Origin of the sequence: Streptomyces sp. NPDC059743 (genome assembly GCF_042732975.1) — a bacterium.
Lineage (GTDB): Bacteria > Actinomycetota > Actinomycetes > Streptomycetales > Streptomycetaceae > Streptomyces.
In genome coordinates this window covers 1-16,162 of the sequence record NZ_JBHWGS010000014.1, presented here as the reverse complement: position 1 = coordinate 16,162, position 16,162 = coordinate 1, and the positions used below count along the sequence as shown (strand labels likewise).

The following is a 16,162-nucleotide window of genomic DNA, read 5'->3' as shown; positions in this document are numbered from 1 at the left end:
AGTGATGCTTCGTCAGCTAAGTCGGCTTCCGTCGGCCGCTGCCTCGGCCTTTGTCGTCGCCCTCGCACTCGTGGGGGCGTTCCTGACACCGGCCGTGACCGCGCAGGCGGCCGATCCGGCCTACAAGGTGCTCGTCTTCTCCAAGACGGCGGGCTTCCGCCACGACTCCATCCCGGCCGGTACGCAGGCCGTCCGTGACCTCGGCGCGGCCAACAACTTCACCGTCACGGCCACCGAGGACAGCACGGCCTTCACCACGGCCAATCTGGCCCAGTTCAAGACGGTGGTGTTCCTCAGCACCACCGGCGATGTCCTCAACGACACCCAGCAGTCGGCGCTCCAGTCGTACCTCGACGGTGGCGGCGGCTATGTCGGAGTGCACGCCGCGGCCGACACCGAGTACGGCTGGCCGCAGTACGAACAGATCGTCGGCGCCTGGTTCAAGAGCCACCCGGCGATCCAGCAGGCCACGCTGAAGAACGAGGACCGGGCCCACGCGGCCACCGCGCATCTCGGCCAGACCTGGTCGCGCAGCGACGAGTGGTACAACTACCGCGCCAATCCGCGCGGCAATGTCCGGGTGCTCCAGAGCCTGGACGAATCCAGCTACAGCGGTGGCGAGATGAGCGGTGACCACCCGATCACCTGGTGCCACCCGCAGGGCAACGGCCGGTCCTTCTACACCGGACTCGGCCACACCGCCGAGTCCTACGCCGACCCGGCCTTCCGCAATCTGCTGCTCGGCGGTATCCGCTACGCGGCCGGCTTCGCCAAGGCCGACTGCCGTGCGGAGACGGGCTACACACCGATCTACAACGGCTCGACCACCGGCTGGGCACAGGCGGGCCCGGGCAGCTTCACCAACACCAACGCCACCCTCACCTCCACGGGCGGCATGGGCCTGTACTGGTACCAGGCCAAGCAGTACACCTCGTACTCCCTGAAGCTGGACTGGCAGATGCCCGGGGACGACAACTCCGGTGTGTTCGTGGGCTTCCCGGCCTCCACCGATCCCAACTCGGCGGTGAACCAGGGATACGAGATCCAGATCGACGCCACCGACACGGCCGACAAGACCACCGGCTCCATCTACGGCTTCAAGTCGGCCGACATCGCCGCGCGCGACGGTGCGCTCAATCCGCCGGGCGCCTGGAACACCTACGAGATCCGGGTGGAGGGAGAGCGGCTCCAGGTCTTCCTCAACGGTGTGAAGATCAATGACTTCACCAACACCGACCCGGTACGGTCCTTGCAGCAGGGATACATCGGCATCCAGAACCACGGCACCGGCGACGATGTGTCCTTCCGCAATATCCGGATCAAGGAGCTGGGCGGCAGCGGTCCCGGCCCCGACCCCACGCCCTCGACCTTCGAGGGCGAGTCGTACACCTCCTCGGCGGGTGTCCAGCCCGCCGACCACGCGTCGGCCAGCGGCGGCAGGACGCTCGGCTACATCGAGAACGGCGACTGGGCCGGCTACTCCCAGGCCTCGCTCACCGGGACCACCGGCTTCAGCGCGAAGGTCTCCTCGGGCGGTTCGGGCGGCACGCTCCAGGTCCGCTCCGGATCGGCGACCGGACCACTGCTCGGCTCGGTGGCCGTACCCAACACCGGCGGCTGGGAGAATTTCCGTACCGTCTCCACGCCGCTGACCGGCACTCCGACCGGACCGGTCTTCCTCACCTTCACCGGCGGGGCGGGCTCCCTGTTCGACATCGACACCTTCACGCTGGAGAAGCAGGCGTCCTTAGAGGCCACGTCGGCGAATGTCCACCTCTTCTACTACCCGTGGTACGGCAGCCCCGCCAAGTACGGCAGCTACCGCCACTGGCAGCAGGGCGGCCGTACGCCGCCGCAGGACATTGGCGCCGATCTCTACCCGAAGCTCGGGGCGTACGACTCCGGTGACTACACCGGAGCCGTCGCGCAGCACATGAAGTGGGTTAAGCAGTCGGGCGCCGGAGTCATCGTCTACAGCTGGTGGGGCAAGGGCGGTTACGAGGACACCCTGGCCAAGGGTGTGCTGGACGCGGCCCAGCGGGAGGGCGTGAAGGTGGCCTGGCACATCGAGCCCTACGCGGGCCGCACCGCGGCCTCCGTGGTGTCCGACATCCAGTACATCAACACCACCTACGGCAGCCATCCCGCCTTCTACCGGGACGCCGAGCACAACAACCGCGCGGCCTTCTACATCTTCGAGAGCCTCAGGACCACCGACTGGGCCGCCCTCGACCAGGTCACGCAGAACAACACCGTCCTGGCACAGACCACCGACACCACCAAGATCGCGCACTTCTCGGGGCTCTACACCTATGACGGCATCGCGGGCGCCACGGCACCCGGCTGGAAGCAGGCCGGGGACTACGCGCGCGCGAACGGGCTGATCTGGGCGCCCTCGGTCGCTCCCGGCTATATCGACGACCGCGCGGTACCGGGCAACACCACCCCGACCCTCGGCAGGGACAACGGCGCGACCTACGACAAGGAGTGGAACAACGCGCTCGACCCCGCCATCGGCGGATCGCCCACCTGGGTCTCCGTCACCTCCTTCAACGAGTGGCACGAAGGCAGCTCGATCGAACCGGCCTCGTCCGCGCCGCCCGGTGGCTTCGGCTACCAGACCTTCTCGGGCGCGTACGGCAAGACCGGTGCGGACGCCGAGAACGCCTATCTCGACCGGACGAAGTACTGGGTCGGCCAGTTCGCCACGCGCCGCGTGCGCTGATCACCGACGCGAGGAAATAGGAAAACGGCCAACGGCCAACGGCCATGCACACGGACGGGCCCCGGGGAAACCCGGGGCCCGTCCCCGTATCCGGTTCCGTATTCGTGTGCGGGCGCGCTCCGGTGCCCGTTCCGTCCTGTATCCGGCGCCCGTTCCCGTCCGGGCTTAACACGGTGGATATGCGTAGGCCACCGGCCCGTGGTGGCGGCGTCGCCTTCCGGCCACCACCTCCTGGGAGCCTCCACAGATGCTCGCCCTGAACGCGGATGTGGACCCGAACCGATGCCGGACGCTGGGGCTCGCGGGTTCCGTCGCGCTCACCGCCGGCGGTCTGACCGCGGGCGCGCTGCCGGTACGCGAGGAGCTTCTGCCCACCTCCGGCCGTGCCGCGCTGGGCGTGCTCTGCGCGTACTTCGGACTCGTCCTGCTGATCGCGGCCTGGTGGTGGCTGGGCCGCGCCGTACGCGGGCCCCGGCCGCCCACGCCACGCTCGCTGCTGGTGACACTCGGAACCTGGGCGGCGCCGCTGCTGCTCGGACCGCCACTGTTCAGCCGGGACGTGTACAGCTATCTGGCGCAGGGCGCCATGGTCGACGCGCGGATCGACGTATACACCTACGGGCCCGCGCAGTTGGGCGGCCCGCTCGCCACCGAGGTGCCGCCCGTCTGGCAGCACACACCGGCGCCGTACGGTCCCGTGTTCCTCGCCGCCGCGGCCAAGGCGGCCGACCTGGCCCATGTCGACATGAACGCCGGGATCCTCGGGATGCGGCTGGTCGCGCTGCTCGGCGTCGGGCTGATGATCGCCTTTCTGCCGCTGCTCGCCGACCGCTGCGGTGTGGAGCGCTCCGCCGCGCTCTGGCTCGGCGCGCTCAATCCGCTGGTGCTGCTCCATCTGGTCGCGGGCGCCCACAACGACGCCCTCATGCTGGGGCTGCTCGCGGCCGGACTGGTGGCGGCACTGGGCGGCTGGCCCGTCAGAGCTGCCTTTCTCGTCTCGCTCGCCGCACTGGTCAAGGCGCCCGCGGCGCTCGGTCTGCTCGCGGTCGCCGCGCTCTGGTCCGGCCACTTCACCGGACGGGCCCGTACGTTCAGAGCCGCCGCGCTGACCTGTGCCATCGCCCTCGCCACCACTGTGGTCGTCACGGCCGTGACCGGTACCGGCTATGGCTGGCTCGGTGCGCTCAGCACGCCCGTGTCGCCCGACAACTGGTCGCTGACCAGCGGACTCGGCCGGCTCTGCGGTGCGCTGCTGGACTCCGTGGGCAGCGGGCTCGCCGATCTGGCCGTACCGGCGTGGCGGTGGCTCGGCCTCTTGGCCACCGCCGTGGTCGTAGTGGTCCTGTGGCTGCGCCGGGTGCGGCTGGGCCCGGTCTACGCGCTGGCGCTGAGCCTGCTCGCGGTCTTCGCGCTGGGCCCGGCCTTCCGGCCGTGGTACGCGCTGTGGGGCCTGTTCCTGATCGCCGCCGCCGCGCCCGACGGCCGGGTACGGCGCTGGGCCGCGGCCGGCAGCGGCGTACTCGCCCTCGGACTGCTGCCCAGCGGCTATCCACCGGACGGCATGCAACTGACGCTCGCCGTGGGCGGAGGCGCGCTCGCGCTGCTCGCGCTCTGGTGGATGTTCGAGATGTCGGCCCCGAGCGGCGTCGCCTCCCGGCCCCGGGTGGTGTCATGAGGTGGCCCAACTCCGTCCTGGCGAGACCCGCCGGGCGGATCACCACTGCGGTCTGCCTGGTCGTGGCCACGGCGGTCTTTCTCGCGACCGTCCCTCTGCACCGGGACTTCTTCGACGTCGGTGTCTACTACGGCACCGTCGACGACTGGATCCACGGCGACGGCCGGATCTACGACTATCTCAAGCCCGGCACGCACTACGGCTTCACCTATCCGCCCTTCGCCGCGGTCTCCATGCTGCCGATGGCACTGGTCTCCTGGCCGGTCGCCGTGGGCATCAGCATCGCGCTGAGTGTCGCCGCGTCGGCGCTGCTGCTGCACTGGCTGGTGGGCCCGCTCATCCGGCGCACCTGCCGGAGCCGGTGGTTCGCCTTCACCGTGGCCGGCTGTCTGTTCGCGCTGTTCGAACCGGTCCGTGACACCTTCAGCTTCGGCCAGGTGAATCTGCTGCTCGTCGCGCTGGTCTTCACCGACGCCTGGCTGCTGGCCACCGGCCGCGGCCGGTACGCGGGCATCGGCATAGGCCTCGCCTCCGCGATCAAGCTCACGCCCGCGCTCTTCATCCTCTATCTGCTGATCACCGGGCGCCGGCGGCAGGCGGGCGTGGCGGCGGGCACCGCGTGCGCCGCGACGCTGCTCGCCGCTCTGATCGATCCCGGCGCCAGCCGTGCCTTCTGGACCGACGCCCTGTGGAACACCGACCGCGTCGGCTCCCTCAGCTATGTCTCCAACCAGTCGCTGCAAGGCGTACTGGCCCGTCTCCAGCCGGATCATCCCAGCCGCGTGGTGTGGCTGGTGTGCGTCCTCGCCGTCCTCGCGCTCTGGGCGTACCGGGCCCGCGCGGCCGTCCGTGACGGGGACGACCGGGCCGGGTTCGCCCTGACCGCGCTGGCAGCCTGTCTGGTCAGTCCCGTGACCTGGGTCCACCATCTGGTCTGGGTGATTCCCGCCCTCGTCGTACTGACGGACACCGCCCTGCGCGGCGAACGCCGTGAGCGCCGGGCGCTGTTGGCGGTGTGTGCCGTGCTGTATGTGATCCTGTGCAGCAGTGTGGTCTGGCTCTGGCGCTGGAACTCGACCGGTCTCGGCGCCTTCCTCGGTGCGAACGCCTATGTATGGATCACGCTCGGCCTGCTGTTCGTACGGCTGTCGCCGCAGAACCGTCCGCTGCCGGAGGCGAGCGCCGTGGCCGGCGAGAAGGCCGGGGGAGTGGCCCGGAGGCAGCCCGATGACGCGGCCGACGGAGACGACGAGACGGAAGCCAGGAGAGAGACAGAGGGAGAGGTCACCGGCGGACTCACGGGCGGGGCGGGCGCCATTCGATGAGCAGCAGTGTGGCGTCGTCACGCAGTTGGTTCTTCTTGTGGTCGAGGATCGAGTGGATGATCCGGCGCAGCGCCTCCGGGGCCGGCTCGCCCGCCGCGGCTCCCCGGATGATCGAGTCGGTGAAGCGGTCGAGCCCGAACTCACTGCCGCCCTCGATCCGCGCCTCCGTCACTCCGTCCGTGTAGAGAAGCACGCGGTCGCCCGGTTCGAGCGTCACCTCATGGGCCTCGCGAGGTGTCCCGGCCAGCTCGGCGGGCATTCCCATCGGAGGCTGCGGTGTCCGTTCGAGCGCCCGGTCCAGCACCCGCTGATCACGGATGAGCAGCGGCGGCGGATGTCCGCAGTTGCACCAGCGGAAGGTCCCGTCCGCCAGATCGAGCTGGGCGACGACACCGGTGCAGTACTGCTCCGGCAGCCAGCGGCCCAGCGCCTCGTCGATGGTGCGGACCAGCTCGGGCAGCTCGGCACCGGCGCGACGGGCGTTGCGGCAGCCCGCCATGGCGACCGCGCTGGTCAGACCGGAGGCCAGATTGTGGCCCATGGAGTCGAAGATCGCGGCATAAAGGGTCGTCCGGGTCAGGGAGTGGTCGAAGGCGTCGCCGCCGACGTGGTACGCCGGTTCCACCACCGCAGTCGAGATGGCCTGGCTGTTGCCGATGGTGCGCGGAGGCAGCAGGGAGCGCAGCATCTCCGTCGGCAGATCCATGGGCTCGGTACGGGCATGGCGCGCGAAGGCGTCGCTGAACGCGCGCTTCGAGGTGATCGCCATGGCGAGTACGGAGGCGAGCATGCGGCACCGCCGCAGCCGCGCGCTGTCCAGCGTTTTCGTCCGCGCGCCGATGACGCCGAGCCGCTCCGCTCCGTCGACCAGCGGCAGCCAGGCGATCAGAGAGCCGTCCGCGGATTCCTCGACCCGCAGCTCCAGCGCGCGGTAGGTGGAACCGGCGACGGCGGTCTCCAGATCGATGGCGGGCAGCCCGTCGGTGAGCGGGACGAGATGGCGCTGCTGGATGTCTACGAGATAGACGACGAGCTCCTCGACACCGATCGCGAGCGCGCACCGGTTCACCACCAGAGGCAGATCCATCGGGGCCACGGCATGGGCCTCGGCGAGCAGCTCTTCGAGCAGGCGTTCGCACGGGGGTGCGGGGGAATCAGTCGCCATCGCCGGACCTCCTCACTGGCAGTTTCACACCACCGGAGCGGTTCCGCCCGGCCGGACACCGCCTGGGCCGATGGTCAGATCTGGCCGAAGAGCTGCGTCCAGTAGGTGCCGGCCGGGCCGCCGCCCGCGAAGCCGATACCGAGATGGGTGAAGTCCGGTTTGAGGATATTGGCCCGGTGGCCCGGACTGTTCATCCATCCCGTGACCACCTCGCGCGGGCTGCGCTGGCCGCAGGCGATGTTCTCGCCGATGCCCCGGTGCGTGGCGCCCGCGGCGGCTGCGCGGTCCCAGGGCGCGAGTCCCTCGGGCGAGGTGTGCGAGTAGAAGGCGCGCGCCGCCATGTCGGCGCTGTAGGTTTGCGCCGCCGCGGCCAGACGCGGATCGTCGGCCAGAGGCCGCAAGCCGGCCGCCGTCCGCTCCGCGTTGGTGAGGGCGACGACCTCGGCGGCGGTCCGTATCAGTCCGTCGGAGGTGAAAGGGCGGGCCCAGAGGGCCGTCCAGTAGACCTCGCCCGAGCGGGCGTCGACGGCGCGGCCGAGCCCCGCGTCGGTCAGCGCCGGATCGAACAGCGGCCCACGGATCGCCTCACCGCCGAGGCAGTACTCCACGAAGGCGCGCGGCGTACGCGGTCCGGAGACAAGATGCTGGTCGATACGGAGATAGTGGTAGCCGCCCGCGGTGATCCGCTGGAAGACGGAGATCCCGTCGGCGCTCTCCGCGCCGAGCCGTCGCTGTCCCGCCATCGCCGCCGCGTGGGCCTGGGCCGCGGCCGAGAGTCTGCCGTCCAGGGCGACGGCCGGTACGCCCGCCCTGAGCCGTTCGGCCCGGACGAGCGCCGCGAATTCCGTCGCCTCGGCCGACTCGGCGGACATGCCGCTGCTGTACCTCGTCGGCCCGCCGTTCGCGCGGACGGCCGGCGGCGGTGGAGGTCCGACGGGCGCGGTGGATCCGACGGCTGCGGTGGCCGCGGTGGCTTCTCCGGCGGCCTCCTCGGTCACCTCCACACCGAAGTCCCGGGCGATGCCCGCCAGCCCGTCCGCGTATCCCTGACCGAGCGCGCGCAGCTTCCAGCCGGCGCCGCGCCGGTAGATCTCCGCCAGCAGCAGTACCGTCTCGTGCGCCGGACGCGCGGGAGTGAACCGGGCGAGCACGCCTCGGCCGCCACTGCCATGTACGGTCAGCGTCGGCACCGGCAGCCGGCCCAGCGCGATGCCGGGATCGGCCGGGCTGATGACCACCGTGACCCGGCTCGCGCCCGCCCGCAGCCGCCGCGGATCCACACCGACACCGCCGTCGTACAGCCGGGCGCCCGGTGCCGACGGCTGGTTGTAGAAGACGAAGTCGCCGTCGCCGCCCACCTTCCCGCTGTCGTCGGTGATGAGTACGGACAGGTCGAAGGGCCCCGGCACATCGATTGTCAGCGCCGTGTCCGGCAGGGCCAGATTCCCTCCGGGAACCAGCTCGATCATCGCCACCGCCCGTTCCGTTCTGTTCCGTATCTTCAGGAGCATCTTCAGCAGCGCCGGCTTCGCGCGGCGCTGCTGAGGGAACGTCGTGGAGGGCGGCCACGGTTCCTTGAGCCGGCTCCCGTCCCGCTGATCGGGACCGCCCGGCGCTCAGTCGTGGTTGTGGGTGGACGAGGTGTCGTCCGGAGGGACCGTACGCCCGCCGTCGTTTCCGCTGATGATGACGGCGAGAAGGGCGATGACGGCTCCCGCCGCGGCGAGGCGTCCGCCGAGGCGCAGGCCCCAGCCCGCGCGCGAGCCGGTGTGGGCGCCGGGGCTCGACAGCCGCTCGGAGCGGCGCGCGGGACGCAGCAGGCGCGCGAGCAGCAGCGCGGCGATGGGCAGTTGCAGCAGCCAGACCGTGGTGCGGAACCAGCCGTCGTACCAGACGTTCGTGCCGTACAGCAGCGTGTGCCACACGCTCAGGACATAGACGACGATCACGAACCGGTGCAGAACACGCCAGGTCTTGGGGCCGATGCGGTGCCGGATGTAGAAGAGCAGCCCGAGCGGGACGGCCAGATACAGCGCGGCCTGGCCGAGAGGTATGGCGAGTTGGCCCGTGCCCGAGTCGTAGCCGCCCGGCACGAACGACTCCACGAAGGCCGTGTAGAGCCGGGAGTACCAGCGCGTGGTGTCGTGCCGTACCAACTCCGCGGCGAACAGCAGCGCGTGGGCGAGGATCAGCGCGATGGTGTTGAGACTGGTCGTACGGTGCAGCCGTTCCAGGCGCTGTGCCGACAGCGGCAGCCGGCCCGGCCGGGGCCCGGAGAGCAGCAGGCCCAGTACGACGGTGGTCCATGCCCAGAGCAGAGCCGACCAGCCGAAGGCCTGGCTGAGGAAGTACATCCAGAAGCCGCCCGCGTCGGCCATGAAGGGCATGACGGTCACGGTGGAGGAGGTCTTCGCCTTGATACGGGCGTAGAGCAGGGCGAAGACGGCGGCGGTCACCACCAGGGCGATCAGACCGTCCGGTATCGACGCTCTGAGATCCGATCTCAGAGTGACTCTGGGCTGCGACCGGTCCGTGGTGTTCGTATCGGTTGTACGTGTAGTGCCGGGCGGGTCGGCCGGCTCGGGGACGGCGGGCGTGGAGGACGGCTTCATCTGGGCGGCTTTCTCGACGGCTTCGGCGGGTTACCGGAGCAGTCGGGTCCCGGCCCGGGAAAGTTCCCGACAAGTTCATGTGACATGGATCACATCGTCTAAGTGTCCTCCTAAAGCGGCCGAACCATCGACGTATCCGGATCAGCAGCCCTTTTCCGAGGCTCCGTCACGGGTGACACGATGACGGCCATGAGAGCCGGGCCCGCACTCCGACTCACACGTGCCGTGGTGTTCGCGGCCGTGTGCGTCGCGGTGTCCGGACTCGGCCACGCGCTCCAGTCCGACATCCCGCTGCCGTGGCCCGCCCTCGCCCTCGCGCTGATCGCCACGGGCGCCGCGGGCTGGTGGCTGGCCGGGCGTGAGCGCGGCGCGCCCGCGATCGTGGGCGCGAGCGCGGCCGGACAGGTGACACTGCACGCCCTGTTCAGCTGGACCCATGTCCTTCTGCCGGGCGCCGGGGCCGGTGCCGGGCGGGCCATGGAGATGCCGGGGATGGGCCGTTCGGAGACGGCGGCGCACGCGCACTCCGGGATGGCCGAAGGGCCGACGGATCTACTGGCCCTCGTCCTGGCCTACGACGGTCACTCCCTGACGTCCGGTATGGCCCTGGCCCATCTGGTGGCCGGGCTGCTCTGCGGCTGGTGGTTGTGGCGCGGCGAAGCGGCGGTCCGCCAACTCGGGCGCTCGCTCGCGCTGTTCGTCTGCGCTCCGCTGCGGCGGGCCTGGCGGGTGCTGTCCGGCGCCGTGGCCCCGCTGCCGCGTACACGGACCGTGGTGCTCCACCGGCGCCACCGCCGTCCGCGCCGGCTCGTGGTGCTGTACGGCATCTCCCGCCGTGGCCCGCCCTTCGTTCCGTCCTTCGACTGACCCTTCGCCGCCGCCCGTTCCGGGCTCCGGTGCTCCGCGTGCTCTGCGACTCCGGCGACCGAGCCGGGCCGTCAGCGTGCCCGTACACCGCGGCCGAGGGTCTCTCAGGCACGCACGCGTGCCTGTTCACAGGCCTGCCGGTACACCGCCGCGCCACCGCGGAAGCCGGCCACCGATGGCGCCGCGCCCTGCCCTGCCTTGCTCTGCCCGGCGCGGTGCGGCGCCGCGAGGACGCGAAGGACCGAGTGAGATGTTCCCTGCCCCACCGACCCATCCACGCACCGTCAGATCCGCCCACCGCGACGTGGAGATCACCGCGTGGGCACTGGCCGCCGGTACCGGCGACCGCGAGGCGGCCGAGCGTTTCGTGCGCGCGACCTACGACGACGTACGGCGGTTCGTCGCGCATCTCAGCGCCGATGTACCAGGCGCCGACGATCTGGCCCAGGAGACCTATCTGCGGGCCCTGACCAGCCTGGCGAAGTTCGCGGGCCGGTCCTGCGCGCGCACCTGGCTGCTGTCGATCGCGCGGTGCGTGGTCATCGACCGCTACCGCAGCGCCGCCGCCCGGCCACGGGTCGCCGACACCACCGACTGGCAGACCGCGGCCGAGCGCGCGCAGCCGCGCCATCTGCCCGGTTTTGACGAGACCGTCGCGGTGTTCGACGCCCTGGACGCGATGGATCCGTCGCGGCGGGAGGCCTTCGTGCTGACGCAGTTACTCGGGCTCTCGTACGCGGAGGCCGCCAGCGCCGCGGGCTGTCCGGTCGGTACGGTCCGCTCCCGTGTGGCGCGCGCCAGACGTGATCTCACCTCGGTCTGGCAGCCCGCCTCGGCGGTCCTCTCGTAACCGCGCGTGGTGACCGCGCGCCGTCAGCGCCGCCGGACCGGTCGTCAGGACCGGCGGCGCCTCACCTCTGCCATCAGGGCCGGCAGCAGCGGCAGGACCAGACACTGGAGCGACACCGCGAGCCAGAAGCCCGGGACCATTTGCGCGCCCTCCGCGATCCCGTAGAGCTGACCGCCCGCCACTCCGCTGGCGAACGCGCCGATCCCGGCGGCCAGTCGCTGGCGGCCGAAGACCGTGGCGGGCTCGGCGGACGACCGGGCCAGCGCCTCCAGATCGTTCTTCAGGAAGAGAACGATCTCGCCCAGACAGATCAGCGCCGCGCCCGCGCCGATACCCAGATGACCACCGGCCGCGATGACCGCCGTTCCCGCCGCCATCGCGCCGAAGCCCACCCGTATCGCGGTGCGATAGGCGAGCCCGGCGATCCACTCCGACAGCAAGGGCTGCGCGACGACGAGGAGGCACGCGTATCCCATCAGCACCGCGCCGTAGAACGACGCCGAGGTACGAGGAACGGCGTAGAGGGCCAGATAGTGCTGGAAGAACATGAAGACGTACACGCTCAGTACGGTGACCGTGAAGGGCAGCGCCTCGCGCTTGGCGGGCGAGGACGGACGCGAGGGCCGGGACGGCGGCGGCTCCGGCGTTGACCGCGGTGGTTCCGGCGTTCGTGGCGCCGACGGCAGTAACGCGTGGCCGAGGCCGACCGCGGCGAACAGCAGCGTCACCGTACCGAACAGCGCGCCCGGCGACGTCAGGACGAACGGCGCGGCGGCCGGCGGGCCGAGCGCGATTCCCGCGTTGAACGCCGAACCACTCGCCGACAGCAGCCTGGGCCGCTCCGACTCCCGCGCGCCCTCCACCAGGTACGCCTTGTTCGCGGGCAGATAGAGCGCCGCGCCGCACGAGACCAGGAACAGCGCGCCGACGGCGAGCACCGGACTGCCGAGCCCCGGAACGAACGCCGCGAATCCCGCGGTGCGTGCGCCCAGTGCCACCAGCATCGTGGCCCGCAGCCCGATCCGCCGCGCCAGCACCGCGCCCACCACTCCACCGGAGAACTGCACCAGCGAGGCGACGGCGAGCACCGCCCCGACCGTACCGAGGCCGAGCCCCAGCCGCTGGTGCAGCAGCACCGACATGTACGGCAGTACGGCGAAGCTGCCCAGCGTGATCAGAAACGAGCAGCCCAGCAGGAACGACTGCGGCCCGGTCGGCCGCCATCGGCCCGAGCCGCGCTGCCGGGTGGCGGTACGGGTACGGTCCCGTGCGCCGCCCTCGCGCTCACCGCCCACCGTCGTCCACGAGGATGGGACGCACACCCGCCGCGGCGCTCGCCGCCCGGTGCAGCGCCAGCTCCGCGGTGGCCGCCTCCGCCAAAACCATCCCGGTGCAGCCGCGCTGATCGGCCACCGTGGCGATCGTGTCGCCGGGCGCGCGCACCGGATACCAGCGCACCGCGCCCGGATAGGCGCCGAGTCCGCCGAGCCCGCGCCAGCCCGCCAGTTCACCGGTCCGGTCCGGATAGACCAGGACGAATCCGCAGGCGGGACCGGTGTGTTCGAGCGCCGAGTCCATCAGCCGGGGACGGCGGCCGAGCGCGGTGTCGATCATGGCGTCGTACACATTCGTCCGCAGGGACCGGCACAGCGCCTCACCGACCAGGGCGCCGCCGATCCTCCGGTTGATCTCGACCAGTTCGGGACCTTCGGCGGTGAGGATGAACTCCACATGGGCGAAACCGCTGTGGTGCCCTGCCGTATGCAGCACCCGGCCCACCCACTCCTCGATCCCGGCCGACTCGCCGTGAGGCAGCGCGACCGGGAAGGCGGCGGCCTCCTCCCGTACGGCGGGCTCCCGCGAGGTCTGCCGGCTGAGCACGCCCAGCAGCCGCGTCTCCCCGGCCCAGCTCAGAGTCTCCGCGCTGTAGAGCGGCCCGGCGAGGAAGGGCTCCGCGAACAGCTTGCCGTTGAAGGAGCGTCGGCCGGCCTCGGCGAGCGCGGCGCGCAGCGCCTCCTCGTCCCTGACGACCCAGACATCGCGGGACGAGGTGCCCGCGGAGTCCTTGAGGACGGCCGGCAGCCCGATCGTACGGAGCACCTCGGCGGCAGCCGTGTCCGTGGCCGACGGCTCCGTGGCCGAGGGCTCTGCGCCCAACGGCACCGGTACGGCAGGGCCCTTGCTCAGTCCGGCGCCGTGCAGCAGCGCCCGTACGCGTGCCTTGTCGCGCAGCACCCGTACCGCCGCCGGATCCGGGCCCGGCAGTCCGAACTCGGCCGCCAGATCGGCGGCCGGAACGCTCCAGGTGTCCGTGGTGTTGATGAGACCGGTCAGATCGGGCAGGGCCGCCAGCGCGCGCCGGGTCGCCGTCCGGTCGAAGGTGTCGACATCGATGACGGTGAGCGCGCCGTCCGGCAGTGTGTCCAGCTCATGGCGGTACACGGCCCGGTCGCCGGTCAGCAGTGTCAGCCCGTGTCCCGCGTCGGCCGACGCGGCGGCCATCCTGGCCAGTCCGAAGGACAGTGACTCCAGCGCGGCGATCGTCATGACGGCTCTCCCTGCGACAACGGTTCCGGCCGGACGACGGAGGATCCACTCTCCGGTCCCACGTCGGCCACGACAAGTTCTTTGTGGGAGCGGCGCTCCCACTCCATCACCGACCACGGCGGCCGGAGCTCGTCCAGGGTGTGGATCCGGCGTGGCCGCAGGGCGCGTACGTCCAGTGCCTCGGCGTGCCGGGCGAACACCCGCTCCGCGTACCGGTGTCCGGTGTCCGCGCCGATGACAAGATGCTGCCGTCCGGGATCGCGGTCCGCCTCCCAGCCCGCGACAAGATGCGCGGCTCCCGTGGACAGCCCGGCGAACACGGCGTGTTCACGGAGCAGACCGACCGCGCCCGCCATGGCATGGCGGAAGTCCACCCAGTGGAGCGTGTCGTACAGCTCGTGCCGGACATTGTCGAACGGGATGGAGCTTCCGATGCCCGCGATGATCGCCTCGGGATCGCTGAACCGCTCGCTGCCGAAGGTGACACTTCCGTACGGCTGGATTCCCACCAGCCGTACCGCGCGCCCCGATCCGCGCAGTGCCTCCACCAGACCGCCCGTGGACGCGCCGGTGCCGACGGCGCCGACCACGGTCAGCGGGCCGTCGGGCAGCGCCTCGGCGACCAGCGCCGCGAACTCCCGGTACCCGGCGTAGTGCACGGCGTCGTGGTACTGCCGCATCCAGTGGAAGTCCGGTCTGCGGGCGAGGAGTTCACGGACATGGCGCACCCGGCGCTCCTGGTCGAGCCGGAGACTCTCCGAAGGAGGCATCTGGTCGACCGTCGCACCCAGGACCTCCAACTGGGCGCGCATCACAGCGTCCACGGTTGTCGACGCCACGATGTGGCAGCGCAGTCCGTAGCGGTGGCAGGCCATGGCGAGCGCCAGCGCGTAGATACCGCTCGAACTGTCGATGAGAGTCTGCCCGGGGACGATACGGCCGCGCCGCAGCAGCGTACGGACCGCGCCGAGCGCCGCGTACACCTTCATCGTCTCGAAGCGGGCGAGGACGACATCGCCGCCGAGCCGGATCAGATCGGGCGCCTTCATCGCGTCGGTGATGTGCTCGTGTATCGCTGCACGCGCCGTCATTTCCGTGTCCCCCGTACGATCAGCCGGCGCGAGCGCTGGTCGTAGCCGGAGCCGTCGAAGCCTCCGAAGCACTCGACGTCCGTGAATCCGGCCGCGGTGAAGAGATCGTGCAGCTCGGCGGCGCTGTAGAGGTGCGAGGTGATCGACGCCGTACGCGCGGTCGAGCCGCGTACCAGCGTCCAGTCGGTCCGCAGCCGGCGCCAGCTGTCGAGCACCGTGTCGCGCTGGACGACATACGAGCCGTCCGGGAGGTCGACCGCCTGCGGTCGTCCGATCCAGCCCGCCAGGACCTCCTTGCCCATCACATCCACCAGCAGCCGGCCGCCGGGCGCTAGGGACTCGCGGGCGTTGCGCAGGACGCGCAGATTGTCATGGGGATTGTCGAAGTAGCCGAAGGAGGTGAAGACATTGAGCACAACGTCAAAGGACCCCGGCTCGACGTAGTCCAGCATGTCCGCCTTGACCAGGCGCACATCGGCCCCGGCCTCCGCGCAGGCCGTCTCCGCGCGCTCCAGCATGGACGGATTGAGATCGACACCGGTGACGGTGTAACCGCGCCGCGCCAGCGGCACCAGAAAGAGCCCGGGGCCGCAGCAGAGATCCAGCACCCGGGAGCCGGGAGGGAAGTCCAGCAGCGGAGAATCCGCGACGATGCCGGCGACCTCCTCGCCGCGTGCGGCCGAGAACATCGTGGGCGCGAAGTCGGACCAGAGGGAGTCGTCCTCGTACCACTTCAACCGTGCTGCCCTCTTCTCTGATCGCCGCTTCCTTGTCACTTCCTTGTGAGTAGTCGGCCGTTGTCCACAGGTGGTTCCCGGAAGATTCGGGATGCCGGAGAATGAGGGCATGGAGACGATGGTGTTCATGACGCTGCCGGGGCTGGTCATCCTGCTGACCGTCGTGGCTTTCGTCGATCAGCTTCTGCTGCGCGCGGGACGCGCCGGAATGCTGCCCTGGCGCAACGGCGCGCGGCAGGGACAGGTCTCGGCGACCGGATTCGAGCAGTTGCACGCGGCGTTCTCGCCGGGCAAGCAGAGCGAGCTCAAGGAGCGGCAGTCGGCGCTGCTGCTGCGTGACGACGAGGAGGACGGTGCCCCGCCGCACCGGACCACGGTGGATCTGGACGGCGGGACAGCGGTGATACGGATACCGAGGACGGGCGGGCGCTGACGCCGGGCCCGCCCGCGGCGGTCGTTCTCCGTTCTCGGACCTAGGCCGTGTTTCAGAAGTAGCGTCGTCCGCCCGCAGGGCGGGCCCCGCGGCGTCCGGTGCGTGCGATCGCAAGGCGGAGGATCGCCCGTGTAC

At 70.8% G+C, this 16,162-nt stretch carries 13 protein-coding genes; 6 read left to right on the top strand and 7 right to left on the bottom strand.

The annotated features are described in order from the left end of the window. The first annotated feature begins 4 nt into the window (after positions 1 to 4). The 3 genes from ACFV6H_RS24465 (at position 5) to ACFV6H_RS24455 (ending at position 5,725) form a co-directional block, all read left to right on the top strand. Positions 5 to 2,725 (top strand): ThuA domain-containing protein, encoded by a 2,721-nt coding sequence (locus ACFV6H_RS24465; RefSeq protein ID WP_385545686.1) that lies wholly within the window; start codon positions 5 to 7, stop codon positions 2,723 to 2,725. Between the two features lie 247 nt (positions 2,726 to 2,972). Continuing rightward, the gene (mptB, locus tag ACFV6H_RS24460) at positions 2,973 to 4,400 is read left to right on the top strand and encodes a polyprenol phosphomannose-dependent alpha 1,6 mannosyltransferase MptB (RefSeq protein ID WP_176732734.1); all 1,428 of its coding nucleotides are present in this window, start codon (positions 2,973 to 2,975) and stop codon (positions 4,398 to 4,400) included. Continuing rightward, positions 4,397 to 5,725, top strand: coding sequence for a glycosyltransferase 87 family protein (locus ACFV6H_RS24455; RefSeq protein WP_385545682.1), 1,329 nt, complete (start codon positions 4,397 to 4,399; stop codon positions 5,723 to 5,725). Before mptB ends, ACFV6H_RS24455 begins: the two co-directional genes overlap by 4 nt. On the opposite strand, the gene ACFV6H_RS24450 is transcribed toward ACFV6H_RS24455, so the two are convergent. The 3 genes from ACFV6H_RS24450 to ACFV6H_RS24440 form a co-directional block, all read right to left on the bottom strand. Continuing rightward, positions 5,697 to 6,890 (bottom strand): PP2C family protein-serine/threonine phosphatase, encoded by a 1,194-nt coding sequence (locus ACFV6H_RS24450; protein WP_384985498.1) that lies wholly within the window; start codon positions 6,888 to 6,890, stop codon positions 5,697 to 5,699. The two genes, ACFV6H_RS24455 and ACFV6H_RS24450, sit on opposite strands and share 29 nt — an antisense overlap. A 74-nt stretch (positions 6,891 to 6,964) precedes the next feature. After that, positions 6,965 to 8,359, bottom strand: a complete 1,395-nt coding sequence (locus tag ACFV6H_RS24445; protein WP_385546214.1) for a CAP domain-containing protein — start codon at positions 8,357 to 8,359, stop codon at positions 6,965 to 6,967. Positions 8,360 to 8,506: 147 nt separating this feature from the next. Then, the gene (locus tag ACFV6H_RS24440) at positions 8,507 to 9,502 is read right to left on the bottom strand and encodes a ferric reductase-like transmembrane domain-containing protein (RefSeq protein ID WP_385545678.1); all 996 of its coding nucleotides are present in this window, start codon (positions 9,500 to 9,502) and stop codon (positions 8,507 to 8,509) included. A gap of 189 nt (positions 9,503 to 9,691) precedes the next feature. Between ACFV6H_RS24440 and ACFV6H_RS24435 the strand changes: the two genes are divergently transcribed. Then, the gene (locus ACFV6H_RS24435; RefSeq protein ID WP_385545675.1) at positions 9,692 to 10,369 is read left to right on the top strand and encodes a hypothetical protein; all 678 of its coding nucleotides are present in this window, start codon (positions 9,692 to 9,694) and stop codon (positions 10,367 to 10,369) included. Positions 10,370 to 10,619: 250 nt separating this feature from the next. Continuing rightward, positions 10,620 to 11,219: a sigma-70 family RNA polymerase sigma factor gene (locus ACFV6H_RS24430; RefSeq protein WP_385545672.1), complete on the top strand. Its 600-nt coding sequence runs from the start codon at positions 10,620 to 10,622 to the stop codon at positions 11,217 to 11,219. 44 nt (positions 11,220 to 11,263) lie between these two features. Here ACFV6H_RS24430 and ACFV6H_RS24425 read toward each other — a convergent pair whose 3' ends face one another. Genes ACFV6H_RS24425 through ACFV6H_RS24410 form a run of 4 tightly spaced genes read right to left on the bottom strand, consistent with a single transcriptional unit; the run spans position 11,264 to position 15,594 of the window. After that, complete coding sequence (locus ACFV6H_RS24425) at positions 11,264 to 12,514, bottom strand: MFS transporter (protein ID WP_385545669.1); 1,251 nt, start codon at positions 12,512 to 12,514, stop codon at positions 11,264 to 11,266. Continuing rightward, positions 12,504 to 13,766 (bottom strand): ATP-grasp domain-containing protein, encoded by a 1,263-nt coding sequence (locus tag ACFV6H_RS24420; RefSeq protein ID WP_385545666.1) that lies wholly within the window; start codon positions 13,764 to 13,766, stop codon positions 12,504 to 12,506. Before ACFV6H_RS24420 ends, ACFV6H_RS24425 begins: the two co-directional genes overlap by 11 nt. Beyond that, complete coding sequence (locus ACFV6H_RS24415) at positions 13,763 to 14,857, bottom strand: pyridoxal-phosphate dependent enzyme (protein WP_385545663.1); 1,095 nt, start codon at positions 14,855 to 14,857, stop codon at positions 13,763 to 13,765. Before ACFV6H_RS24415 ends, ACFV6H_RS24420 begins: the two co-directional genes overlap by 4 nt. Further along, on the bottom strand, positions 14,854 to 15,594 hold the full coding sequence (locus ACFV6H_RS24410) for a class I SAM-dependent methyltransferase (protein ID WP_385545660.1): 741 nt from the start codon (positions 15,592 to 15,594) through the stop codon (positions 14,854 to 14,856). Before ACFV6H_RS24410 ends, ACFV6H_RS24415 begins: the two co-directional genes overlap by 4 nt. Positions 15,595 to 15,703: 109 nt before the next feature. Between ACFV6H_RS24410 and ACFV6H_RS24405 the strand changes: the two genes are divergently transcribed. Continuing rightward, the gene (locus ACFV6H_RS24405; RefSeq protein ID WP_384985706.1) at positions 15,704 to 16,027 is read left to right on the top strand and encodes a DUF6191 domain-containing protein; all 324 of its coding nucleotides are present in this window, start codon (positions 15,704 to 15,706) and stop codon (positions 16,025 to 16,027) included. Positions 16,028 to 16,162 lie beyond the last annotated feature (135 nt).